Origin of the sequence: Amycolatopsis sp. (assembly GCF_035276945.1) — a bacterium.
Classification (GTDB): Bacteria; Actinomycetota; Actinomycetes; order Mycobacteriales; family Pseudonocardiaceae; genus Amycolatopsis_E.
On sequence record NZ_DATELF010000171.1, the window covers coordinates 112,800 to 135,896 of the forward strand.

Annotated in this window: 28 protein-coding genes; 16 read left to right on the forward strand and 12 right to left on the reverse strand. The window is 68.7% G+C overall.

What is annotated here, in order from left to right:
* Positions 1-14 precede the first annotated feature (14 nt).
* Positions 15-203 carry a DUF1918 domain-containing protein gene (locus tag VJT49_RS31025; protein ID WP_324168515.1) on the reverse strand — a complete coding sequence of 63 codons (189 nt, stop codon included), beginning with the start codon at positions 201-203 and terminating at the stop codon, positions 15-17.
* A gap of 265 nt (positions 204-468) precedes the next feature.
* On the opposite strand from VJT49_RS31025, the gene VJT49_RS31030 reads away from it, so the two are divergent.
* Positions 469-729, forward strand: coding sequence for a Prokaryotic metallothionein (locus VJT49_RS31030; protein WP_324168516.1), 261 nt, complete (start codon positions 469-471; stop codon positions 727-729).
* Positions 730-889: 160 nt separating this feature from the next.
* Here the strand turns inward: VJT49_RS31030 and VJT49_RS31035 are convergent, their stop codons facing one another.
* Positions 890-1,465: an HhH-GPD-type base excision DNA repair protein gene (locus VJT49_RS31035; RefSeq protein WP_324168517.1), complete on the reverse strand. Its 576-nt coding sequence runs from the start codon at positions 1,463-1,465 to the stop codon at positions 890-892.
* 50 nt (positions 1,466-1,515) lie between these two features.
* On the opposite strand from VJT49_RS31035, the gene VJT49_RS31040 reads away from it, so the two are divergent.
* Positions 1,516-1,743, forward strand: a complete 228-nt coding sequence (locus VJT49_RS31040; RefSeq protein WP_324168518.1) for an NUDIX domain-containing protein — start codon at positions 1,516-1,518, stop codon at positions 1,741-1,743.
* Positions 1,740-1,931 carry a hypothetical protein gene (locus VJT49_RS31045; RefSeq protein WP_324168519.1) on the forward strand — a complete coding sequence of 64 codons (192 nt, stop codon included), beginning with the start codon at positions 1,740-1,742 and terminating at the stop codon, positions 1,929-1,931. Before VJT49_RS31040 ends, VJT49_RS31045 begins: the two co-directional genes overlap by 4 nt.
* A gap of 345 nt (positions 1,932-2,276) precedes the next feature.
* Here VJT49_RS31045 and VJT49_RS31050 read toward each other — a convergent pair whose 3' ends face one another.
* The 5 genes from VJT49_RS31050 to VJT49_RS31070 all read right to left on the reverse strand — a co-directional run bounded on the left by VJT49_RS31050 (position 2,277) and on the right by VJT49_RS31070 (position 7,140).
* Complete coding sequence (locus VJT49_RS31050; protein ID WP_324168520.1) at positions 2,277-2,531, reverse strand: hypothetical protein; 255 nt, start codon at positions 2,529-2,531, stop codon at positions 2,277-2,279.
* A 134-nt stretch (positions 2,532-2,665) separates the two neighbouring features.
* Positions 2,666-3,358, reverse strand: coding sequence for a hypothetical protein (locus VJT49_RS31055; RefSeq protein ID WP_324168521.1), 693 nt, complete (start codon positions 3,356-3,358; stop codon positions 2,666-2,668).
* Positions 3,359-3,526: 168 nt separating this feature from the next.
* Positions 3,527-4,576, reverse strand: coding sequence for an ABC transporter permease (locus VJT49_RS31060; protein ID WP_324168522.1), 1,050 nt, complete (start codon positions 4,574-4,576; stop codon positions 3,527-3,529).
* Positions 4,563-6,107, reverse strand: a complete 1,545-nt coding sequence (locus VJT49_RS31065; RefSeq protein ID WP_414636124.1) for a sugar ABC transporter ATP-binding protein — start codon at positions 6,105-6,107, stop codon at positions 4,563-4,565. The genes VJT49_RS31060 and VJT49_RS31065 overlap by 14 nt, the downstream gene beginning before the upstream one ends.
* Entirely contained in the window at positions 6,067-7,140 is a 1,074-nt protein-coding gene (locus tag VJT49_RS31070) for a sugar ABC transporter substrate-binding protein (RefSeq protein ID WP_324168524.1), read from the reverse strand. The genes VJT49_RS31065 and VJT49_RS31070 overlap by 41 nt, the downstream gene beginning before the upstream one ends.
* Before the next feature lie 139 nt (positions 7,141-7,279).
* Here VJT49_RS31070 and VJT49_RS31075 point away from each other — a divergent pair, with 139 nt between their 5' ends.
* From VJT49_RS31075 to VJT49_RS31085, 3 genes are read left to right on the forward strand one after another with little or no spacing between them, the layout of a single operon-like run.
* Positions 7,280-7,966 (forward strand): FadR/GntR family transcriptional regulator, encoded by a 687-nt coding sequence (locus VJT49_RS31075; protein WP_324168525.1) that lies wholly within the window; start codon positions 7,280-7,282, stop codon positions 7,964-7,966.
* A complete protein-coding gene (locus VJT49_RS31080; RefSeq protein ID WP_324168526.1) occupies positions 7,963-8,892 on the forward strand; it encodes an aldo/keto reductase in 930 nt (309 codons plus the stop codon). Before VJT49_RS31075 ends, VJT49_RS31080 begins: the two co-directional genes overlap by 4 nt.
* Positions 8,889-9,710 (forward strand): amidohydrolase family protein, encoded by an 822-nt coding sequence (locus VJT49_RS31085; RefSeq protein ID WP_324168527.1) that lies wholly within the window; start codon positions 8,889-8,891, stop codon positions 9,708-9,710. The genes VJT49_RS31080 and VJT49_RS31085 overlap by 4 nt, the downstream gene beginning before the upstream one ends.
* Here the strand turns inward: VJT49_RS31085 and VJT49_RS31090 are convergent.
* Positions 9,695-10,546 (reverse strand): TIGR03560 family F420-dependent LLM class oxidoreductase, encoded by an 852-nt coding sequence (locus VJT49_RS31090; protein WP_324168528.1) that lies wholly within the window; start codon positions 10,544-10,546, stop codon positions 9,695-9,697. The two genes, VJT49_RS31085 and VJT49_RS31090, sit on opposite strands and share 16 nt — an antisense overlap.
* Positions 10,547-10,791: 245 nt before the next feature.
* On the opposite strand from VJT49_RS31090, the gene VJT49_RS31095 reads away from it, so the two are divergent.
* The 3 genes from VJT49_RS31095 (at position 10,792) to VJT49_RS31105 (ending at position 13,709) form a co-directional block, all read left to right on the forward strand.
* Positions 10,792-12,015: an NADP-dependent isocitrate dehydrogenase gene (locus tag VJT49_RS31095; RefSeq protein WP_324168529.1), complete on the forward strand. Its 1,224-nt coding sequence runs from the start codon at positions 10,792-10,794 to the stop codon at positions 12,013-12,015.
* Positions 12,016-12,491: 476 nt separating this feature from the next.
* Positions 12,492-12,815, forward strand: coding sequence for an SH3 domain-containing protein (locus VJT49_RS31100; RefSeq protein WP_324168530.1), 324 nt, complete (start codon positions 12,492-12,494; stop codon positions 12,813-12,815).
* A gap of 84 nt (positions 12,816-12,899) precedes the next feature.
* Positions 12,900-13,709, forward strand: a complete 810-nt coding sequence (locus VJT49_RS31105) for an exodeoxyribonuclease III (protein WP_324168531.1) — start codon at positions 12,900-12,902, stop codon at positions 13,707-13,709.
* A 117-nt stretch (positions 13,710-13,826) separates the two neighbouring features.
* Here the strand turns inward: VJT49_RS31105 and VJT49_RS31110 are convergent, their stop codons facing one another.
* The 4 genes from VJT49_RS31110 to VJT49_RS31125 form a co-directional block, all read right to left on the reverse strand.
* Positions 13,827-14,291, reverse strand: coding sequence for an NUDIX domain-containing protein (locus tag VJT49_RS31110; protein WP_324168532.1), 465 nt, complete (start codon positions 14,289-14,291; stop codon positions 13,827-13,829).
* Positions 14,288-14,974, reverse strand: a complete 687-nt coding sequence (locus VJT49_RS31115) for an SRPBCC domain-containing protein (RefSeq protein ID WP_324168533.1) — start codon at positions 14,972-14,974, stop codon at positions 14,288-14,290. Before VJT49_RS31115 ends, VJT49_RS31110 begins: the two co-directional genes overlap by 4 nt.
* A 3-nt stretch (positions 14,975-14,977) precedes the next feature.
* Complete coding sequence (locus VJT49_RS31120) at positions 14,978-15,568, reverse strand: helix-turn-helix domain-containing protein (protein WP_324168534.1); 591 nt, start codon at positions 15,566-15,568, stop codon at positions 14,978-14,980.
* Positions 15,569-15,674: 106 nt separating this feature from the next.
* On the reverse strand, positions 15,675-15,890 hold the full coding sequence (locus VJT49_RS31125; protein WP_324168535.1) for a DUF2277 domain-containing protein: 216 nt from the start codon (positions 15,888-15,890) through the stop codon (positions 15,675-15,677).
* 190 nt (positions 15,891-16,080) lie between these two features.
* Here VJT49_RS31125 and VJT49_RS31130 point away from each other — a divergent pair, with 190 nt between their 5' ends.
* The 7 genes from VJT49_RS31130 to VJT49_RS31160 all read left to right on the forward strand — a co-directional run bounded on the left by VJT49_RS31130 (position 16,081) and on the right by VJT49_RS31160 (position 23,093).
* Complete coding sequence (locus VJT49_RS31130; protein WP_324168536.1) at positions 16,081-16,383, forward strand: hypothetical protein; 303 nt, start codon at positions 16,081-16,083, stop codon at positions 16,381-16,383.
* A 54-nt stretch (positions 16,384-16,437) separates the two neighbouring features.
* Positions 16,438-17,466, forward strand: a complete 1,029-nt coding sequence (trpS, locus tag VJT49_RS31135; RefSeq protein WP_324168537.1) for a tryptophan--tRNA ligase — start codon at positions 16,438-16,440, stop codon at positions 17,464-17,466.
* 78 nt (positions 17,467-17,544) lie between these two features.
* Positions 17,545-18,783: an efflux RND transporter periplasmic adaptor subunit gene (locus tag VJT49_RS31140; protein ID WP_324168538.1), complete on the forward strand. Its 1,239-nt coding sequence runs from the start codon at positions 17,545-17,547 to the stop codon at positions 18,781-18,783.
* Between the two features lie 5 nt (positions 18,784-18,788).
* Positions 18,789-19,526, forward strand: a complete 738-nt coding sequence (locus VJT49_RS31145) for an ABC transporter ATP-binding protein (protein WP_324168539.1) — start codon at positions 18,789-18,791, stop codon at positions 19,524-19,526.
* Positions 19,523-20,758 carry an ABC transporter permease gene (locus VJT49_RS31150; RefSeq protein WP_324168540.1) on the forward strand — a complete coding sequence of 412 codons (1,236 nt, stop codon included), beginning with the start codon at positions 19,523-19,525 and terminating at the stop codon, positions 20,756-20,758. Before VJT49_RS31145 ends, VJT49_RS31150 begins: the two co-directional genes overlap by 4 nt.
* 9 nt (positions 20,759-20,767) lie before the next feature.
* Complete coding sequence (locus tag VJT49_RS31155) at positions 20,768-21,520, forward strand: DUF5666 domain-containing protein (RefSeq protein ID WP_324168541.1); 753 nt, start codon at positions 20,768-20,770, stop codon at positions 21,518-21,520.
* Positions 21,513-23,093, forward strand: a complete 1,581-nt coding sequence (locus VJT49_RS31160) for an efflux RND transporter periplasmic adaptor subunit (protein WP_324168542.1) — start codon at positions 21,513-21,515, stop codon at positions 23,091-23,093. Before VJT49_RS31155 ends, VJT49_RS31160 begins: the two co-directional genes overlap by 8 nt.
* The last annotated feature ends 4 nt before the right edge of the window (positions 23,094-23,097 follow it).

The following is a 23,097-nucleotide window of genomic DNA, read 5'->3' on the forward strand; positions in this document are numbered from 1 at the left end:
GTCGGCCGGCGAGGTCAGCGGGTGGGAGAGGTGACCTCGCAGTCCGATCCGGGGAACACCAGCCCCTCATGCCCGTCGGTGAACCTCACCAGGTAGGGCGGGCGGCCTTCCTCGCCGCGCACCTCGATGATCTCGCCCTGGTGCTCACCGGACCCGACCGTACGTCCGTGCACGAGGATCCGGTCTCCAACAACTGCTCGCATCGTTGACCACCTCCGCAGAAACCAGGGTAGGTGGGCCGCGCGGTGCCGTCGAGCCCCTTGCGGGTGGCCGAATCCGCGAATTTGTCTGAAAAGACAACTAAATGGCCGGTTTTCCGAAATGGTCCATTGTGGACGTCTCATGCGTACGCCTGCTTGATGCATTGTGGCGGCGGGATTTCAAGGTCGTCCGGCCTGGATACCGCGCGTACCACCTGATCGGTTCGCCTGAGTTGCCGGGGGCCGCGAGGGAGCGCACGCTGGGGCCATGGCCAGGTGCGATGTCTGCGGGAACGACTACTGGATGTCCTTCGAGGTGCGCACGGTAACCGGCGATGTCCACACGTTCGACAGCCTCGAATGCGCGGCCCAGCGCATCGCGCCGCAGTGTGAGCACTGTGGATGCCGGATCCTGGGCCACGGCGTCGAGGTCGAGGGCCGGTTCTACTGCTGTGCCCACTGCGCGCGAGAGGCCGACTCGCGCCTCGGCAAGGAGATCCGGGACACTGTCGGCGCCCACCCCAGCTGACCTCGCGAGTCCCCCTCTCGCGACGGGCGAGTCGGGCTTTCGTGTCGGGCGAGTCGGGCTTTGGTGTCGGGCGAGTCGGGCTTTGGTGTCGGGCGAGTCGGGCTTTGGTGTCGGGCGAGTCGGGCTTTGGTGTCGGGCGAGTCCGGCCTTCGCGCGTCCGTCAGGACGTTTTGGCGGCGGCTTTGGTGGCTTTCTTGAACGAGCGGACCTCGGCGAGTGACTCCGGCCCGGTGACGTCGGCGATGGACCGCCGCGAGCCGTCTTCGCCGTAGGCACCGGCGGCATCGCGCCAGCCCTTCGGCTGGACGCCGAGCTGCTTGCCGAGCAGCGCCAGGAAGATCCGCGCCTTCTGGTCGCCGTAGCCCGGCAACGCCCTGAGCCGGCGCAGGACCTTCTTGCCGTCCGGGTCTCCGTTGACCCAGATTCCTTCCGTTCGCCCGTCGTAGTGCTCGACGATGTGCTGGGCGAGCGCGTGCACCCGCCGTGCCATCGACCCGCCGTAGCGATGGATCGCCGGCTTGGTCACGCACAGCTCGACGAACGCGTCGAGGTCCGCCTCGGCGATCTTGGTGACGCTGAACCCGCCCATCCGGTCCGCGATCTTCTTCGGCCCGGCGAACGCGACCTCCATCGCTATCTGCTGGTCCAGCAGCATGCCCGTGAGCAGGGCGAACGGGTCGTCGGAGAGCAGCTTGTCCGCCTCGGCGTCGCCGGTCAGTCGCAGCTTGTTCGGCATGGCTCCATATTCGCACGTCATCGGAGCCGTCGATTCCGCAAGCTGACCCCGTGATCCGGGTCAAGGCCTTGGCGGTGATCGTTCGCCCTGCTGACGGTGCCCTGCTCGTCTGCGAGGGTGCCGATGGATCCGTGGCCGGTTACGCCCGCACGCCGGGTGGTTCCGTGGAATTCGGGGAGCTGGCCGGTGAAGCCGTGCACCGCGAGATTCTCGAAGAACTCGGCGCAGAACTGTGGAGCGCGTCCCTGGTCGCAGTGCTGGAGCACCGTTTCGTGTGAACGGACAGCCGGGGCACGAGGTGGATTTCGTCTTCTCCGCCGGTGAGCTGGGTGATTCCTCACTGTACGAGCGGGAATCGTTGCCCGTTCTCGATGTGCCGGGCCTGCACGCCGTGTGGTGGTCGCCGGGGACCCATCGCTCCCGTCTCGTCCCGGACGGACTCGCCGGAAAGATCGGATTCGCGTGAGGTCCGGCCAAGCACTCGCCGGTTGCGGGAGCTCCACTCGCCGGTCGCGGGGGCTGGACTCGCGGGTTGCGGGGGCTGGACTCGGGTGTCGCGGGGCTGGACTCGCGGGTTGCGGGAGTTGGACTCGGGTGTCACGGGGGCTGGACTCGCGGGCGTGGCGGGACTCGGGGGTGAAACGGTGAACCGGGTTGAAAGCCGGCACGTGTATCCGGTGAACGCTCCCGGGGCGGGGACAGCCGCGGGAGCGGGACCTGAGGGTGCCCTGATCGCTTGGGCTGTTGGCTGGTGCGGCCCAAGTAGGAAGGTGTCCGCCGCGATTACCTGCCGCGGCGGACACCCTCCGCCTCACACATTGCCCAGCCGTGCGGACCACAGGCGGGCCAGCCAGAGCAGCCAGGCGAGGCCGGCCAGTGACCACGCGGCCGCTTGCAGTGCGATGCCCGCCGCGAACACGCCGCTGCACACGGCCAACGCGGTCACCAGCACGGGCAGCACCGCCCGCGCCGCCGTACTCGGGCGGGTGTTCTCGGTCGCGACCCGGAGCAGGTCGTCCAGGCTGGTCTCGTGGGGTCGGCGGGCGGGATCTCCAGAGTCGGGCACGCTGCGTCTCGCTTTCTCTCGATCAGCGGTCGAGCATGCCCATATGGTGCCGATTCCCACAGTGACGCAGGAGTGACGGAACGGTGTCTGCGCCGGGCGGTTTCCTCGAGCGACGAGCGGTTCGCCCTAACGAGCTACTTGATCGGGACGGTCACGTCGCCCTGATCGTGCAGCAGTTCGTCCCAGGTGTCGAAACCCATGCAGAACCGGCCGCCGAGACCGTAACCGGGGCCCCAGCTGTTCCAGAACCAGACCAGCTTCTTTTCGGCGTCGATGCCGTCGGCGACGACCTCGTGCCCACCACGAACCGTGGCGTCCGGTGTCAGCTTGACGAGGCCGGTCTTCGGATCGGGGTGGTCGAAACTGCTGTACCAGGTGACCCCGGTGATCACGGGCCGGGCCACCAGCGCCTCCAGCGCGTGCCGGAGACCGAAGGCGTGGTGGTAGGAGCTGATCAGGCCGAGTTGCACGCCCGCCTTGCAGACCATCAGCCCGGTGCCGCCGGGGTCGTTGGGCGGGTAGGGCTTGCCTTCGAGCTTGGTCTCCAGTTCGTACAGGCGGATCGCGTCGCTTTCGACCAGCGGGGAGTTGCCGGTGAAGTTCGGCGCGGAGTTGAGCGCGCCGCACAGCGCGTTCGCCGTGCACGAGCCGATGTCGCCCTGGTCGAGCGGCAGACCTGCGGCTCGGTGCGTCACGCTCACGATCTTCGGCGCCCGCTCGGCGGGATAGTCGCGCGAACGGGGGTCGTGCTCGACGTGCCGGCCGAGGCGCCGGCCCGCGAAAGGCTGCTCCGGTAGCTGCCTGCCGACAATTTCTTCGTTGGGCATTGGTGTTCCCCCTCTTCGGTTTTTGGGGAAACCAGCCTGACAGCCTCCGGACCGTACTCGGTGGAATTGCCCGATAGTTTGCCCGAAAAGGAACGGGGAAGCGCTTACCCATCGGGACAATGCGGTGATTAACGAACCGCCTGCAATTACTTGTTGGTTATACCAAGCTCAATCCTGCGCTTTGCCGCCGGTCAGCCGGGACAGCACGAGCGCGACCAGGATGATGGCGCCGTTGAGCGCGCCGATCCACTGCGCCGGCACACCGCCGAGGGTGAGCACGTTCTGGATCAGGTACAGCAGCAGCACGCCGGTGAACGCGCCGAACACCGTGCCCTTGCCGCCGCTGAGGCTGACCCCGCCGATGACCGCCGCGGCGAACACGGTGAAGATCGTGCCGTTTCCCTGGGCGGCCGCGACCGAGGCGAGCCGTCCGGACAGCAGCAGCCCGCCGAGCGCGGCCAGCGCGCTCGCGGTGATCAGCACGATCGCCAGGACCCGTTCGGTGCGGATACCGGCCGCCCGCGCCGCGTCCACCTTCCCGCCGATCGCGTAGAGCGACCGCCCGAACCGGGTCATGGACAGCACCACGATCCCGCCCGCGAACAGCACCAGGCAGATCCAGATCGACGCCGGCATGCCGAACCAGATCGAGGTACCCAGGTAGATCATCGACGGCGGCAGGTTGAAGAAGGTCTTACCGCCGGACAAGCCGGTCAGCAGGCCGCGCAGCACGATCAGCATGCCCAGCGTCACGATGAACCCGTTGAGCCGGAACCGCACGATGAACAGGGCGTTGATCACCCCGATCGCCACGCCGACCGCGAGGGCGACCGGCACCGCCCAGCCACCGGACAGCACGCCGATGCCGGCGCCCGTGTTCACCGTCAGGTAGGCGGCGACGCCGGGCGCGAGGCCGAACGTCGACTCCAGCGACAGGTCCATCCGGCCGATGACCAGCACCAGGGTTTCCGCCAGCACCAGCAGCGCGATTTCGGACATGGTCTGCAGCACGTTGATCAGGTTGTCGTACTGCAGGAACACCGGGTTGACCAGCTGTCCGACGATCGCGATCGCCACGATCGCCGGGAGCAGCGCCAGATCCCGCAGCCGGGCCAGCGCGATCCGGCCCCCCAGCCGCGGAGCGCGCGAAGGCGATTCCGGTGCCACGCCTTCCTCGTCCAGCCGCGCGTCCCGCAGGCCGCCCTTACCGGTTCCCACCGAGGTCGACTCCTTCCATCCGTGCCACCAGTTCGTGGTCGCGCCAGCCGGACGGCAACTCGGCCACCAGCCTGCCCTGGAACAGCACCAGCACCCGGTCGCACAGGCGCAGGTCGTCGAGTTCGTCCGAGGCGAGCAGCACCCCGGTGCCCGATCCGGCGACCTCTTCGACCTTGCCCAGCAGGAATTCCTTGGACCGCACGTCCACGCCCGCGGTGGGCGTGATCAACACGAGCAGCCGGGGATCACCCGCCAGTGCCCTTGCCATCACGACCTTCTGCTGGTTTCCGCCCGACAGACCGGAAACCGCCTGGTCCGGACCGGCCGCCTTGATCGCGAGGCTGGCGATCGCGCCGCGCCCCAGAGCGTCTCGGCGCTGCCTGCTGATGAACCCGGCGCGGCCGAGCCGGTCCGGAACGGTCATCGTCGTGTTGTCCGCGATGGTCATTTCCGGCACGAATCCCTGGTGCTGCCGGTCCTGCGGGACGAATCCCACACCGGTCGCGAGCGCTCCCGGAACGTCGCCGGGCTTGGCCCGCTTTCCGGCGATGTCGATCGCGCCGGCGGACGCCTTCCGCAGTCCCGCGATGGTTTCCGCCAGCTCGGCCTTGCCGCTGCCGCCCGCCCCGGCCAGCCCCACGATTTCCCCGGCCCGGACCTGGAAGGAAACGTCGGTGAAGGAATCTGGTCCGGACAACCCGGACACCTCGAGCACGACCTTGTCCGTGCGGGCCGCCGCCTGCCGTCGGTCCGGGTCGCGCAGCCCGGTCGCTTCGCCGGTCATGGCCGAGACCAGGTCGGCTCGCGGCAGCGTGGCGACCGGTGCGGTGAGGATGTGCCGCGCGTCCCGGTAAACCGTGACCATGTCGCAGATCTCGTAGATTTCCTGCAGGTGGTGGCTGATGAACAGGAACGTGACGCCCTGGCCGCGCAGCTGCCGCATCCGCTCGAAGAGGCGCTCGATCGCCGCGCCGTCCAGCTGGGCCGTCGGCTCGTCGAGGATGATGAACCGGGCGCCGAAGGACAGCGCCCGCGCGATCTCCACGAACTGCCGTTGCTCGACGGTCAGGTCCGCCGCGGGCCGTCGCACGTCGACGTCCACCGACCAGGTCGCCAGCAGTTCGCTGGCCTCGCGCCGCAGGGCGGGCCAGCTGATCAGGCCGGCCCGCCCACGCTGATGGCGATTGAGGAACAGGTTCTCCGCGACGGTGAGCTCACCGATGATCGTCGACTTCTGGTAGACGCACGCGACGCGTTCGCGCCAGGCGTCCCGGTCCGCCTGCTTCGGCGCCGGTTTCCCGCCGAAGCTCACCGAACCGGAGTCCGGTGCCTGCAGCCCGGTCAGGATCGAGACCAGGGTCGACTTTCCCGCACCGTTGCGGCCGACCAGCGCGTGGGTCTCGCCCGGCTGGATGGTGATCCCGACGTCGTCGAGTGCCACCGTGGAGCCGAACCGCTTGGTCACGTGCGCCGCTTCGGCGACCGGTGCGCTATCCCGCAAAGTTGTTGCCCCACAAGGATTTGTCGTCACTCTTGACGCTCTGGACCGGGCCGTAGACCCCACCGTCCGCGGTCGCCAGCGGCGCCGCGAGCTGGTCTTCCAGCAGGCCGGGGCGAACCTGCACGATCGTGCTGTCGTGGTCGGTCTTGCCCGGCTGGTAGGTCTTTCCGGCGACGGCGTCCTTGACGTACTGCAGGGCGTACTTGGCGTAGAGGTCGGCGGGCTGGGAGACGGTGGCGTCGATCTGGCCTGCCGCGATGTCCTTGAGTTCCTCGGGAATCCCGTCGTTGGACACGATGAACACGTGCTTGGGGTCCGACGGCGGCACCAGCAGCCCGCGCTGCTTCAGCAGTTGCAACGTGCCGCCGAGGGCGAAGCTGGCTTCCATGTAGACGCCCTTGATGTCCGGGTTCGCGGTCAGGTCGGTCTGCAGCTTCTGCTGTGCGGTGGCCGCGTCCCAGCCGGTCGGCTCGCCGAACACCTTGATTTCGGGGTAGTTCTCGGCCATGCAGTCGTTGAACGCCTCGGTGCGGTCGCGGCCGTTGATCGAGGACAGCTCGCCCTCCAGCATCACGACCTTGCCGGTGCCGTGCAACTTGGTCCCGAGGAAGTGGCAGGACTTCTCGCCGTAGGCACGGTTGTCCGCCCGCACCACCATGTACACGTCGCCGGAGTCCGGCCGGGTGTCGACGCTGACCACCGGGATCTTCTTCGAGGACAGTGTCCGCAGGGTCGGCGTGATGGCCGCGGTGTCCTGCGGGGCCATCACGATCCCCTTGACGCCCTGGCTGATGAACGTCTGCACGTTGGACGACAGCGTGGAGATGTCGTTCTGGGAGTTGGTGGTCTTGATCGTGAGCCCCAGTTGCTGGGCGAACTGCGGCACGTACTTGATGTAGGAGTTCCAGAAGTCGGTGTCCGAGCGGGGATAGTCGACGCCGATCGTCTGCCCGCCCGCCCCGTTGCTCCCGCACGCGGCGAGCAGCAGGGACGCGCACGCGACGAGCGCGGTCGCCGGCCGGCTCCGCCTCCCTGCCCGACCAGGTCGTGAAAACCTCATCATCAACACTCCTTTGTGCGTCCAGGGGACCGCGGCAAACGTCAGATGTATGTTTAGGTTAGGAAGCAACGTGTACGAAAACAATGACCAATCCGGCCACGGTAGCGTGTACAAACATCTTATGTCTGGATAAGCTCGCGCCGTGTCCTTGACCGACGAGGCGATCGCCGAGATCCACCGGCTGATCCAGGCCGGCAAGCTGAAGCCCGGGGCCAAGCTGCCGCCCGAACAGCAACTGGCCGCGGAGTTGAACATCTCGCGCGGCTCGATGCGGGAGGCGGTGAAGGCGCTGTCCGTGGCGCGGGTGCTGGACGTCCGCCGCGGCGATGGCACCTACGTGACCAGCCTGGCACCGTCGGTGCTCCTCGAAGGGCTCGGGGTCGCGGTCGAGCTCATGCACGGCAAGACCGTGCTCGAGCTGACCGAGGTGCGGCGGCTGTTCGAGCCGGTGGCCACCGGGCTGGCCGCGACCCGGGTCTCCGCCGAGGGGCTGGCCGAGATCAGGGGACATCTCGACGCGATGATCGAGGCGGGCGACGACATCGAATCACTGGTGCGCCACGACGCCGCGTTCCACCGGTCCGTCGTGGCGGCGACGGGAAACGAGGCGCTGACCACCTTGCTGGAGGGCATCTCCGGCCGGACCCTGCGCGCCCGGGTGTGGCGTGGCATGGTCGAAGCCAGTTCGGCGCACCGCACGGTGGCCGAGCACGAGGCGATCTACTCGGCGCTGGCCGACGGCGACGCCGCGCTCGCGCAGGCCGCCGCGCTGCTGCACGTCGGTACCTCGGAGCGCTGGCTGCGCCGGATGCATGAGGCGGGAACATGATCGAATCGACGACGCTCGGCCGGAGCGGGGTGAAGGTGAGCAGGCTCGGCTTCGGCACTTCGGCCATCGGCGGGCTCTATGCGGCGATGACCGATGAGGCCGCGGCGGAAACGCTCGACGCGGCGTGGGCCGTGGGCACCCGGTTCTTCGACACGGCACCGCATTACGGTGCCGGTCTGGCCGAGCGACGGCTCGGCGCCTTCCTGCGCGGCAGAACGGACCACGTGGTGTCCACAAAAGTCGGACGGCTGCTGCGGCCAGGCCCCGCCGCCGAGGGGGACGAAGGCTTCTACGGCACGCCACCGCTGGTCCGCGTGCGCGACTACAGCGCGGACGGCGTGTACCGGTCGCTGGCCGAAAGCCTGGAGCGGACCGGTTTGGACGCCTTCGACATCCTGCTCATCCACGACCCGGACGACTACTGGGAGCAGGCCGTCCGCGGCGCGTATCCGGCCCTCGCCCGGCTCCGCGACGAGGGCGCCGCGCGCGCGATCGGCGCCGGCATGAACCAGAGCGCGATGCTGTCCCGGTTCGTCACCGAAACGGACATCGACTGTGTCCTGGTGGCCGGTCGCTACACGCTACTGGACCGCGAAGCCGAAAAGGAGCTGCTGCCGCTGTGTGCCGAGCGGAGCGTGGGGGTCATCGTCGGCGGGGTGTTCAACAGTGGCGTGCTGGCCGATCCCGGACCCGGCGCCACCTTCGACTACGCACCGGTGCCGCCCGAGGTGCGGCGCCGGGTCACCGAACTGGCCGGGCTCTGCGACGGATACGACGTTCCGCTCGCGGCCGCCGCCCTGCGGTTTCCCTTGCGACACAAGGCGGTCAGCTCGGTTCTGGTGGGCGCGCGCACGCCCGCGGAGGTCGCCGAGAACGTCGCTCACCTGAACATGGACATTCCGGAGGAGTTGTGGGCGGAGCTGTGAGGGTCGACGCACACCACCACCTGTGGGACGTCGGAGCGCGCGAGCACGAGTGGCTGGCCGGGTCGTCGATGAAACCCCTCCGGAAGACCTTCACGGTGGACGACCTGGCCACCCAGGCGCGAGGAGCGGTGATCGACCGGACCGTGCTCGTGCAGGTGCTGCCGAGCGTGGACGAGACCCGCGAATTCCTTGCCACCGCGGAGAAAACCCCGCTGGTCGGCGGTGTGGTCGGCTGGGTGGACCTGACCGCGCCGGACGTCGCCGGCACACTGGCGAGCCTGCCCGGGCTGGCCGGCGTCCGCCACCTTGTGCAGAGCGAGCCTGATCCGGACTGGCTCACCCGGCCCGACGTGCGGCGCGGGCTGCGGGCGATCGGTGCCGCCGGGTTGTGCTTCGACCTGCTCACGCTGCCGCACCAACTGCCCGCCGCGATCGACACCGTGCGATCGCTGCCCGGGCAAACCTTCGTACTCGACCACCTGTCCAAACCACCGATCGCGTCCGGCGAACTGGAACCGTGGGCGAGCCTGCTGCGGGAGCTGGCCGCCGAACCGAACGTGGTCGCGAAGCTGTCGGGGCTGGTCACCGAGGCGGGTCCGGACTGGACCGTGGCGGGTCTGCGCCCCTACGTCGACCTGGCGCTCGAGGTCTTCGGCCCCCGGCGCCTGATGTTCGGCTCGGACTGGCCGGTCTGCCTGCTCGCCGCCGGATACGTGGAGTGCGCCGATGCCGCCGCCGACCTGACCGGACAGCTCTCACCGGGCGAGCGCGACGAGATCTTCGGCGGCACCGCCTGCCGTGTCTACGGGTTGACCTGAGCGAGCGGGGCCAGCGCCTCGGCAAGGGGTTCCAGGATGCCGGGCTCGGCCCGATGGGGCAGGTTCATGATGATCAGGTCGACGCCGGCGTCGCGGTAGGCCGCGGCTTCCTCGACAGCGGGTCCGATGCCCTTGCCGGGGTCGATGCGGACGTTCACCGAGCAGACGATCTCCTCTGGCTTGCGCCCCACCTCGGCGCAGCGGACCAGCAGGGTTTCCTTGAGCGCTCGCCAGTCTTCGGGGCTTTGCGTGATGGAGTTCCACTGCTGCGCCCACAGCGCGACCGCGCGCAGCGTGCGGTTCGGGCCGCGGCCGCCGATCACGATGGGTGGGTGCGGGCGCTGGACCGGTTTCGGCTCGCAGCGGGCTTCGGTGAGCCGGAAGTGCTTGCCCTCGAAGGTGGTGGTGGGCTGGCTGAGCAGCCCGATGATCACCTGCACGCCCTCGTCGAACTGGTCGAAGCGGTCACGCAGCGGTGGCAGCTCGATGCCGTAGGCGTCGCATTCCTCCTGGTTCCAGCCGGCGCCGAGACCGACGTCGAGCCGTCCCCGCGAGATGATGTCGATGGTGGCGGCCATGTTCGCCAGCACCGCCGGGTGCCGGTAGATCATTCCCGAGACCTGGCAGCCGATCCGGATGCGCCGGGTGATCTGCGCCAGGGCGGCCAGCATCGTCCAGCCTTCGAAGTTCGGGCCGGCGTGGTTGCCGGTGAGCGGGTAGAAGTGGTCCCAGTTCCACGCGGAGTCGAACAGTCCGATGTCGTCGGCCGCCACCCAGACGTCCCGCAACTCCTCCCAGGTGGTGTGTTCCGGCCTCGTCTTGATCCCGAAGCGCACGTCGTGCCTCCCAGCCTCATGGTAGCCCGGTGACTTGCTCGATCCATTCGGTGAACCTACGCCGGAACCACCGGCCTGGACAGCGGAATCGGGCCCGGATGAGGCGGTGCGAGCGCGCTGACGGCGACTGCGAGACTGGCGTACGTCACCACACGACGCGTGGGCGCCCTTCTAGCAGTACGCTTGTACCGCATACACCGTGCTGAGACAGAACGCGAGGATCCGCGAGAGGAGCACCGCTGCTCATGGCCAAGATCAAGGTCGAAGGCACCGTCGTCGAACTCGACGGCGACGAGATGACCCGCATCATCTGGCAGTTCATCAAGGACAAGCTCATCCACCCGTACCTGGACATCGACCTGGAGTACTACGACCTCGGCATCGAGGAGCGCGACCGCACCGACGACCAGGTCACCGTCGACGCCGCGAACGCCATCAAGAAGCACGGTGTGGGCGTGAAATGCGCCACGATCACGCCGGACGAGGCGCGGGTCGAGGAGTTCGGCCTGAAGAAGATGTGGCGGAGCCCGAACGGCACCATCCGGAACATCCTCGGCGGCGTGATCTTCCGTGAGCCGATCGTCATCACCAACATCCCGCGGCTGGTGCCCGGCTGGACCAAGCCGATCATCGTCGGCCGGCACGCGCACGGTGACCAGTACAAGGCCACCGACTTCAAGGTGCCCGGCCCCGGCACGGTGACCATCACCTACACCCCGGACGACGGCTCGCAGCCGATGGAGTTCGAGGTCGCCCGCTACCCGGAGGGTGGCGGCGTCGCGATGGCGATGTACAACTACCGCAAGTCGATCGAGGACTTCGCCCGTGCCTCGCTGCAGTACGGCCTGGACCGTGGCTTCCCGGTCTACATGTCGACCAAGAACACGATCCTCAAGGCCTACGACGGCATGTTCAAGGACGTGTTCCAGGAGATCTTCGACAACGAGTTCAAGGTGGACTTCGACGCGAAGGGCCTGACCTACGAGCACCGGCTGATCGACGACATGGTCGCCGCGTCGCTGAAGTGGGAGGGCGGCTACGTCTGGGCGTGCAAGAACTACGACGGTGACGTGCAGTCCGACACCGTGGCCCAGGGCTTCGGTTCGCTCGGCCTGATGACCTCGGTGCTGCGCACCCCGGACGGCAGGACGGTCGAAGCCGAGGCCGCGCACGGCACGGTGACCAGGCACTACCGGCAGCACCAGCAGGGCAAGCCCACCTCGACCAACCCGATCGCGTCGATCTTCGCGTGGACCCGCGGGCTCGAGCACCGCGGCAAGCTGGACGGCAACTCCGAGCTGATCGGCTTCGCGAGCAAGCTGGAGCAGGTCGTCATCGAGACCGTCGAAAGCGGCAAGATGACCAAGGACCTCGCGCTGCTGGTGGGCAAGGACCAGTCGTGGCAGACCACCGAGGAGTTCCTCGCGACGCTGGACGAGAACCTGGCCAAGAAGATCGGCCAGGTCTGACAGGCCGCCTCTGACCAACGAAGGCGCTTCGCACCACTCGGCCACGGTGCGAAGCGCCTTCGCGGTACCACAAGTGGTACTGATCCGGCTTGCCGTGGCGAGCCGTCAAAATGGTTCGAAGGTGTCCATGCCGGGCCGCGCTGAGCCGGCGTGAGAACGACCTGACCTGCGTGCGGGGGTGCGGGTGAAGGACAGTCTGGGAAAGGTCTGGGCGGTTCGCGGACATCTGGTGCGGGCGCCGGCCGGGAACGAGCGCGTCCCTTCCGTTCGATCCTTTCCGGGACCCGCTGCCGGGCACGAGCTTTACCTGGCGTGAGCGGAAGTCAAGACCCGCGAGAGCGCAATGGCCGCACAAAAGGTTGTCGGTCGTTGACAAACGTTGGCGCCACCGAGTGGTTTCCGTACGTGGGTCTGTCCGGAACTCCCCCAGTTTGGGTACCCTTACCTGGAAACTTTTCGTGTGCGGAGGAGTGCCGGTGATTCTGGGAATCCCGAAGCGGACCTTGATCATCCTCGCCGTGCTGGCGGGCATCGGGCTCATCTACGTCCTGGGGATGGACAAGAAGGCTTCCGTGAGCGCGACCGGTGGCGGCTCGCCCGGATGCCGGGTCACCGTCACGGCCGACGTGCTCAACGTCCGCTCCGCACCCGACCCGAACGCGCAGATCGTCGGCAAGTTCAACCAGAACGCGGAGGCCGCCGCCGAGCCCGTGGTGCAGAACGGCTGGCGCAAGCTCGCCGAGAACAAGTGGGCGAAGACGGAGTTCCTCAAGCCCGTCGACGGCACGAACTGCGGTTAGAATCCTTCGCCGGCGCGCGGGCCACCACGGGGTTTCCCCAACCGGAACGGCCCGGCGTCGGTGGCCACGGGTAGCCTTCCACGCGTGCTCACCGTCTCCACCGTGAACGTCAACGGCATGCGCGCCGCCGCCAAGAAGGGCTTCGTCGAGTGGCTCGCCGCCAGCGGGGCCGACGTGGTCGCCTGCCAGGAGATTCGCGCCGAGTCCAGCCAACTGCCGCCGGACGTGGTGGCGCCGCGGGGCTGGCACGCGCGGCATGCGCCCTGCTCGGCGAAGGGGCGCAACGGCGTGTCGGTGTACAGCAGGGTAGAGCCCGAGGAGGTCCGCGTCGGGTTCGGCGAGCCCGAGTTCGAGGACAGCGGTCGGTACCTCGAAGTGCATCTCCCGGGACTGGTGGTGGCCAGCCTCTACCTGCCCAGTGGTGACGTCGGCACTCCTCGCCAGGACGAGAAGGAACGGTTCATGGCCGCGTTCCTGCCTTACCTGGCCGAACTTCGCGGCAAGTCCGAAGCGGCCGGTGCCGAGGTGATCGTGGCCGGCGACTGGAACATCGCGCACGCCGGGATCGATCTGAAAAACTGGAAGGGCAACCAGAAGAACTCGGGTTTCCTGCCCGAGGAGCGCGCGTGGCTTGGCCGGGTCTTCGACGAGGCCGGCTATGTCGACGTGCAGCGCAAGCTCGATCCCGAAGGCCCCGGTCCCTACACCTGGTGGTCCTACCGGGGCAAGGCGTTCGACAACGACGCGGGCTGGCGGATCGACCTGGTCTGTACCACGCCTCGCTTGGCGGACAGATGCACGTCGGTGGTGGTGGAGCGGGCCGAGACCTACGACGCCCGCTGGTCGGACCACGCGCCCGTGACCGCCACCTTCGACTGGCATTTCCCCGGATAGCGCCAGCCTCGCGAGCCCCACCCGCGCGCTGTGTGGGTCCCGCATCGGCCGCGCGAGTCCCGCACTCGCTCGCACCGGGAACGTAGAACTCGCACAGCGCGAGTGGGGGACTCGCGGTCAGGTGCGCAGGAGGTCGGCGAGGCGGTCGAGGAAGGGGCGCTGGCCGCCCACGATCTTTTCCCGGGCCAGGGCGAGATCGAACCACTCGACCCGGTCCACCTCCGGGAATTCCCGCATCCGGCCCGACCCCTTCGGCCACTCCAGTTCGAAGGTTCCGGGCACGACCTGGTCCAGGTCGATTTCGCCTTCGAGAGCCCAGGCGGTGACGACCTTGCCGCCGGACTGGCGGACCGTGCCGAGGTCCGCCAGTTCCCCGGAGGGCACTTCGAGTCCGAGTTCTTCCTGGAATTCCCGGCGGGCGGCGCCCTCCGGTGTCTCGTCCGGTTCGTACTCGCCCTTTGGTATGGACCAAGCACCGGCGTCGCGCCGGGCCCAGAACGGGCCGCCCATGTGCCCGAGCAGGACCTCGGTGCCGTTTTCCCTGCGGTACAAGAGGATTCCGGCGCTGCGCTTTCCGCTCACGCGGCGAACACTCCCTCCAGCCAGCCACGCCAGGCGTGCTCGGTCTTCTCCCGGTCGGCGCTCTCGCCGAACAGGTGGTGGGCGGCGTCGACGGTGCCCCCGAAGTTGTTGCGGCCGAAGAAGCGGTACAGCGCGTCTTCGCCGCAAAGGCCGACGAAGTACTGGTTGAGGTAGTCCACTTCGGTTTCGATCGAGCCGAGCCCGGGCAGGTCGATTCGCACAGCGTCGCCTTCGCGGGACTCCGCGGTCAGGCCGAGCGCGGTCTTGAGCGTCTCCAACGCCTTCGGGTCGCTCGACTTTTCCGGTCCGGAAACGGAGACGTAGGTCGCCGTGCGACCTGGGAAGCGGGCCAGATACTCGCCGAGCGTGTGCAGGTAGAAGTCGGTGTGCCTGCTCGCGCCGTCGTACTGGTTGTCCCAGTCGTCGGTGAGCACTCCACTGTGGACATAGCGCAGCACCGCGCTGCCACCTTCACGCGCCTCGATGACGTACTCCAGCGCGTTGAACCAGCCGTCCTCGCCGTCGACGCGGACCTCGTACCGCTCGGGCGGTTCCGCCACCCGCGCGGGCACGCTCGGCACCGGGAACATCCAGTTCGCCTGACCGGTGGTGATCGCGGCGTACACCTGCTCGGGCGTGGCGGGCAGCACAACCTCGCGCCGGATCTCGAACTGCTTGGACATTTTCTATTCCTCCTTGGGCTTCAGGCTGGGATGCAGGGCGACGACGAGCCGGTGCTTCCGGCCGCCTTCGGCCTTCTCGTCGTGGTATTTGCCGACCAAATCCTTCACCGCGGTACCGAGTTCCTCGGCGAAGGCGGCGCGGTCGGCGGCGCCGGCGAACCGGATTTCGGCGTCGACGGCGTAGGTGGCCAACCGCTTTCGCGCGGCCGTGGCACCGGTGATCAGCTCACCGACCTCGCGCACCAGCCTGGCCGCGAGCGCGAGCAGCCAGCGAGCGGAGAGCTGGTCCGGTGCGCGGCCCGGGTCGGGGGCGAGATCGGCGAGTGCGGTCGGGGAGATCACGTACGAGGCGGCGGTGGCCCGCAGCACCCGTTCGGTGACATTCCCCTTCTTCCGTTCCTCCACGAGCTCGACCAGGCCGTGCCGTTCGAGGGCACGCAGGTGATAGTTGACCTTCTGGCGTGCCAGGCCGACCTGAGCCGCCAGCGTGGTGGCCGAGCCGGGCTCGGCCAGCGCGGCCAGCAGCCTGGCCCGGACGGGGTCCAGCGTGACCTCGGCGGCGGCCGGGTCCTCGATCACGGCGACTTCGAGCATGCGTCCACCGTCGCACCGAAAATAAAACTTGTCAAGACAGGAGAAGTTGTCGGTGTGTCGCCTCACCGGCATCCCACGTCTCCGGGCTCACCCTTGGGCGTAGGAGTCAGGCTCGCGCGCCCCGGACCTGGAGGGAGGCGAGGAGTTCGGCGGTGGCCTCTTCGATCGCGTCCACGGCGCGCTCGAAGGCCTCGGCGTTGTGAGCGGCGGGCCGGTGGAAACCGGAGACCTTGCGGACGTACTGCAAGGCGGCGGCCCGGATGTCCGTGCTGGTCACCTGCTCGGCGAAGGGCGGCCTGAGGGTCTTGATGCTGCGGCACATGACTCGCATTGTGCGCCTTGTACGCCGATCGCGTGACCCCCTGCGGGGAGTACGCGGATGGGCGCTACCCTTTGGCCCGCCAGGTGATCGAAAACGGCAAGCTTGACACGCTAGGTAGTTTTCATCCAGGCATGGTCCACCCTTCGGGTGAACTCGGTCCTGAAACGGTAGTCTCGCGGGAGGAACCCGGGTGCGCAACCGAACAACCCTGCTGCGCGTGAGCGTGGTTCTGGTGGCCGTACTGGCCACCAACACCGGTGTCGCCGCGGCCGCCGAGAACACGACCGTGCAGGCCAAGGCGGACACCCTGCCGTTCGGCCTGCTGGGCCCGGTGGGCCTGGCCGCCGTGGCGCTCGGCATCCTCGGCATGGCGCTCGGTGTGCTGCGCCAGCGCCGCAAGTCCCAGGCCGCCGTCGAGGAGATGCCGGAAATGCCGCCGGCTCCCGCGCCCGTCGAGGACCCGGCCTTCGGCTCGTACCGCCGCACCGCCTAGCACGCAGGCGCCCCTTCGTACCCTTCCCCGGGTTCGCCTGCGAAGATGAGCGGCGTGTCCGAAGTCAGGGAAAGTGACGCCCGGTTGCGGGTGCTCTCCGGAATCCAGCCGACCGCCGACTCCTTCCATCTCGGCAACTACCTCGGTGCGGTCCGTCAGTGGGTGCGGTTGCAGGACACGCACGAGACCTTCTACATGGTGGTCGACCTGCACGCGATCACGGTCGAACACGACCCGAAAGTGCTCCGCGAGCGGACCCGTGTCTCCGCCGCGCAGTTGCTCGCGCTCGGTGTCGACCCGGATCGTAGCGCGCTGTTCGTGCAGAGCCACGTTCCCGAGCACGCCCAGCTGTCGTGGGTGCTGGAGTGCCTGACCGGGTTCGGTGAGGCCGGCCGGATGACCCAGTTCAAGGACAAGGCCGCCAAGCAGGGCACCGACCGCGCCAGCGTCGGGCTGTTCACCTATCCGGTCCTGCAGGCCGCGGACATCCTGCTCTACCAGGCCAACGCGGTGCCGGTGGGCGAGGACCAGCGGCAGCACCTGGAGCTGTCGCGAGACCTCGCGCAGCGCTTCAACCACCGGTTCGGCAAGACCTTCACCGTACCGGAGCCCTACATCGTCAAGGACACCGCGAAGATCTTCGACCTGCAGGACCCGACGGCGAAGATGAGCAAGTCGGCGTCCTCGCCGAACGGCATCATCGAACTGCTGGAGGACCCCAAGCGCTCGGCGAAGAAGATCCGGTCCGCGGTCACCGACACCGGCCGGGAGATCGTTTTCGATCCCGAGCACAAGGCGGGCGTGTCCAACCTGCTGACCATTTACTCCGCGCTCACCGACCGCTCCGTCCCGGAGCTGGAGTCGGACTACTCGGGCAAGGGGTACGGCGACCTCAAAAAGGACCTCGCGGAAATTCTCGTCGAATTCGTCGCGCCCTTCCAGGAGCGCGTTCGTTCGTATTTGGAGGATCTCTCCGAACTGGACAAGGTGCTCGCTCGCGGCGCGGAGCGGGCGCGCGCGGTGTCCGTGGAAACTCTTTCGCTCGTCTACGACCGGGTCGGGTTTTTGCCGGCGGTCCGGTAATCGGCGAACATAGCTGATTCACAGGAAAACATAGCTCTTTCTCAGACTCGTTTCAGAAAGAGCCGACATGCTTCTGCAGTGCTCGCCACACTGCAGAAGAAAAGACGATGGGTCATCGTCTCGGCCGTCGTGTTCGTCGTCGCGGCCGCGGGTGTGATCATCTGGACAGCCGTCCGCCCGACCTCGGCCGCGCCCAGTTACCGGCTGGTGCCCGCGAGTGTGACCACGCTCCGCCAGACCGTGTCCTCGTCGGGAACGATCCAGCCCACCCAGCGAAGCGACCTGAACTTCGGGGTTTCCGGGCAGGTGACCGCGGTGAACGTGACCGTCGGCCAGCCGGTCACCGCCGGGCAGGCGCTGGCCACGGTGCAGTCCGCGTCGCTGCAGGCCGCCGTGGCGCAGGCGCAGTCCACGCTCGCCTCGAACCAGTCGAAGCTGGCCTCCGACCAGTCCAACCGCGCGTCCTCGGCCCAGATCAACGCGGACAACGCGGCCATCACGGCGGCGCAGAACCAGTTGACCAACGCCCAGAACGCGCTCAACCAGGCGACGATGACCTCGCCGATCGCGGGCACGGTCGCGGTCGTGAACCTCGCCGTGGGCCAGCAGGTTTCCTCGGGCGGCTCGAACTCGTCTCCGACGTCCTCCTCGGGCAGCGGGCCGAGCTCCCAGTCCGGCGCCGGTGGTGCGGGCGGCGGGCAGAGCAGCGGATCGTCCTCGTCCTCGTCCTCGAGTTCGAGTTCGGCTCAGATCACGGTGATCTCCACCGGCTCCTACGTGGTCAACGCCAGCGTCGACGATACGGAGGTGGGCCAGGTGCACACCGGTGATCAGGCGGTCATCACGCCGAACGGATCGACCACCCCGGTCTACGGCACGGTCGGCTCGGTCGCGGTGATGGCTTCCGGGTCCTCCTCGGTGCCGAGCTACCCGGTCACCATCGGCGTGACCGGCAACCCTTCCGGTCTCATCGCCGGCGCGGGCGCCACGGTGTCGATCATCGTCAAGCAGCTCGCCGACGTGCTCGCCGTGCCGAGCACCGCCGTGCACTACAACAGCGGGAAGGCGACGGTCGACGTGCTGAGCGGCACGCGGCAGGAAACCCGCGCGATCACCACGGGCCTCGTCGCGGGCGGGATGACGCAGGTCCTCAGTGGACTGGCCGAAGGGGACCAGGTGATGGTCAGCGGGATCACCGCGGGTGCTCGCACCGGGAACGGGACCGGTGGTACCGGGAATGGCAACCGCCCCGGGCGGGGCGGTACCGGCGGCTTCGGCGGTGGTGGCGGCTTCCGTGGCGGCGGGTTCGGGGGCTGACGAGGATGACAACGGCGGAATATCCGGCTTTGCCCCGCGACGCCAGGGCCGCAGCCGAACCGGTGATCGACATCCGCGACGTGCGGAAGGTCTACTCCACCGGCGCAATCGAAGTCGAGGCGCTGCGTGGGGTTTCCCTGCGCGTCGAGGCGGGCGAGTACGTGGCGATCATGGGACCGTCCGGGTCCGGCAAGTCCACCCTGATGCACATCCTCGGTTGCCTGGACACGCTCACCACCGGCAGTTACCTGCTGGCCGGCGAGGACGTCGGCCATTTGTCCGAAGTGGACCTCGCGGTGATCCGCAACCGGCGCATCGGTTTCGTGTTCCAGCAGTTCAACCTGCTCCCCGCGTTGACCGCGTGGCGCAACGTCGAACTCCCACTCAGCTACGCGGGCGTCCGCCGGGCCGAGCGCAAGGCCAGGGCGATCGAACTGCTCAACCGGGTCGGCCTCGGTGAGCGGATCGAGCACCGGCCGAACGAGTTGTCCGGCGGCCAGCAGTCCCGGGTCGCGCTGGCCAGGGCACTGGTCAACCGGCCCTCGATGGTGCTGGCCGACGAGCCGACCGGCGCGCTGGACTCCACGGCGACCGCCGACGTGCTGTCGGTCTTCGAGGAACTGAACGACGACGGCCACACGATCGTGCTGATCACGCATGAAGAAGACGTCGCGGCCCACGCCCAGCGTGTGGTGCGGCTGCGCGACGGGCTTGTCGAGTCGGACACGGGAGCGGCCCGGTGAGCTGGTTGGAAACCCTGCGCACAAGCCTGGAGGCCATCCGGTCGCACCGGCTGCGGTCCGCGCTGACCATGCTCGGCATCCTGATCGGGATCGGTGCGGTGATCCTCACCGTGGGGCTCGGTGAGGGCGCGCAGGCTCAGGTCGCTTCGGCGATCAACTCGCTGGGCACGAACCTGCTGGTGGTCTCCCCGGGCAGCACGACGAACAGCACCGGTGTGCGGGGCGGTGCCGGGTCCGCGACCACGCTGACCGTGCGCGACGCGAACGCGCTGGCCACCCCGGGCGTAGCGCCGGACATCGCCGCGGTCGCGCCGACGACGACGCGGAGCACGGCGCTGTCGGCGGGCGCGACCACCTGGACCACGTCGGTGGTCGGGACCACACCTGCCTGGGAACCCGTGCGGGCGCGATCGGTTGCCGAAGGACGGTTCCTCACCGATGCGGACATCACGAGCGAGGCCGCGAACGTGGTGCTCGGGCCGGCCACCGCGGAGGAACTTTTCGGCAGCACCAACGCGGTCGGGCGGACCGTGACCATCGGCGGGCTGCCGTTCACGGTGGTCGGCGTGCTGAATTCGGCGGGCACCTCGTCCACCGCGCAGAACCAGGACGACCAGGCGATCGTGCCGATCAGCACCGCCGCCGACCGGCTGATCGGCGGCGGCAACCGCACCTCGGTGCAGGCGATCTACCTGCAAGCGTCCACATCGGACGGTTTGTCCGCCGCCTACCAGGAGGCGAACCAGGAACTGCTGGCCTTGCACCACATCACCGACAGCGCGAACGCGGATTTCACCATCGCCAGCCAGGAATCCCTGCTCGACACGGCGAGTTCGGTGACGCAGACGCTGACCGTGCTGCTCGGCGGGGTCGCCGCGATCTCCCTGCTGGTCGGCGGGATCGGCGTGATGAACATCATGCTCGTCTCGGTCACCGAGCGGATCAGGGAAATCGGCCTGCGCAAGGCGGTGGGCGCCAGCCCGGTGGTGATCCGCCGCCAGTTCATGGTCGAAGCTTCGGTGCTGGGCCTGTCCGGGGGGCTGCTCGGCGTGCTGCTCGGCATCGCGGGAGCGCTGATCCTGCCCCACCTGGTGGGCATCCAGATATCGGTTTCGCCGTCCGCCACCGCGATCGCGATTCTCACCGCGATCGCGATCGGACTGATCTTCGGCGTGTATCCGGCGAGCCGGGCCGCCCGGCTGGCGCCCATCGACGCGCTGCGTAGCGAATAGGAGAACATGATGATCCATCGATCGCTCGCGACGATCGCGCTCGGCGGCGCGCTCGTGCTGGCCCTGACCGCCTGCGGCACCACGAGCACCGGGGCCGCGGCGCCGGCAAGCCAGCTGCCGAGCCGGAGTTCCGGCGCGCGCGGTGGCCCGGCCGCCTCGGGCAAGATCGCCGCCGTCGATCCGTCCGACATCCAGGTCCAGAACAACGGCGGACAGGTCACCGTGAAGTTTTCCGGCAGCACCACGTTCACCAACCAGGCTTCCGGGACCCTGGCCGATGTCACGCAGGGCTCGTGCGTGATCGTGGCCGGTACCGGCACGCCGATCGTGGCGCGGACCGTCGCGATCACCGCGGCCGGCGGGGACAGTTGTGCGCTGGGCGGCGGCCTGCGGCCGCAGAACGGGGGCGGTGGCCGGTCCTCCGGCAGCACGGCTCCGCGGCCTTCCGGCGGCAACCGCAACGGCGGGCGCGCGGCCGGCAAGGTGACCGCGGTGACCAGCACCGGATTCACCGTGCAGGAGGACAACCGGCAGACCGGAGCGACCACGGACGTTCAGGTCACGGTCGATGCCGGCACGACCTACACCAAGTCCGCCTCCGCCGACGCGAGCGCGCTCAAGGTGGGGGAGTGCGTGGCCGCGAACGGGCAGACCGACGACACCGGTGCCGTGACGGCGCGGACGATCGCGATCAGCCAGGCCGGGCCGAACGGTTGTGCCGACGGGCGGCAGCGCAACGGGAACGGGAACGGGAATGGGTAAGCGCTTACGGCGGATCCTGCTGCTCGTCGCGGTTCTGCTGATCGCCGGGGGCGGCGCGGCGGTCTGGGCCTCGACCGGTTCGCCGGCTCCCGGCTACCGGACCGCCGTCGCGGGACCGGCCTCGGTGCGCGCGACCCTCGAGGGAACCGGCACGATCGAACCGGTCAGCCAGGCCACGATGTCCTTTCCGACCTCGGGCCAGGTGGCCTCGATTCCCGTCCAGGTGGGCCAGCAGGTGACGACCGGTCAGCCGCTCGTGCAGCTGGACACCACCTCGCCGGCGGGTCAGGTCGCCAGCGCGCAGTCCACTTTGGCCAGTGCGCAGGCGAAGCTCGCCGCCGACCAGTCGGGGCAGACCTCCGCCACCACGAGCGGTTCCGGCCGGGTGACTCCGGCGCTGTACGTCACAGGTACGTCGGCGCCTTCGGCGGACCTGAAGTCGCAGCAGGACGCGGTCACTTCGGCGCAGCACCAGGTGGATCTCGACCTCACCGCGGCCACCGCGGCGCTCGCCGAGCAGCAGAAGGCGTGCCAGCCGATCGTGCAGCCGAGTACGCAGAAAACGGCCACCACGACGCCGCCCACGCAGAACGACGTCGATGCCTGCACCACGGCGATCCAGCAGGCGCAGGACGCCCAGCACACGACCGCCGTCGACGAGCAGAAGCTCGCCGACGCGGAGAACGCGCTTTCTGAGACCTTGGCGAAGGGCGCGTCGAGTCGGCAACCCGAACCCAAGGCAGCCACACCGACGACTCCGACGCCGCCGAAGTCGGGAGGAACCTCGTCGAGGTCCGGCGGGAGCCCGTCGAAATCGGGCAACGGGTCGTCGGGCACGACGAAGACCGTCACGATCTCGCCCGAACAGCTAGCCGCCGACCAGGCATCGATCGACGCGGCCAACGCGCAGGTCTCGGTGGCGCAACAGAATCTGGCCGCGGCCACCCTGGTCAGCCCCATCGACGGCACGGTCGCCCAGATCGGCTTCACCGTCGGCCAGCCGGCGAGCGGGCAGCACATCGTCGTGATCGGCCCGGGCGCGGACCAGGTGACCACTGCGGTGAGCGACACCCAGGCCGGTCAGATCAAGCCGGGCCAGCCGGCGAGCGTCACCCCCGACGGGAGCGGAACGCCGATCACCGGGCAGGTCACCGCGATCGGGCTGCTGTCGACCACCACCTCGTCCGGATCCCCGAGCTATCCGGTGACGATCTCCCTGCCTTCCTCGGCGCGGCAACTCTTTCCCGGCGCGACCGCCTCGGTTTCCATCGTCACCAGCAGCGCCGAGGCGGCGGTGACCGTGCCGACCTCGGCCGTGCACCTGCAGGGCGCGGCGGCGACCGTGACCGTCCTGGTCAATGACCAGCCGGAGGTCCGGCGGGTGACCGTGGGCGTGGTCGGGGCGGCGGCCACCGAGGTGCTGTCGGGACTGCGTGCCGGTGAACAGGTGGTGCTGGCCGATCTGAGCCAGCCGTTGCCGACGTCGAACACCACCAACCGGGGCCTGACCGGCGGCGGTGGCGGCGGTGTCCGGGTGGGCGCGGGCGGCCAGGGCGGCGGCCCGGGACGGTGAGGGG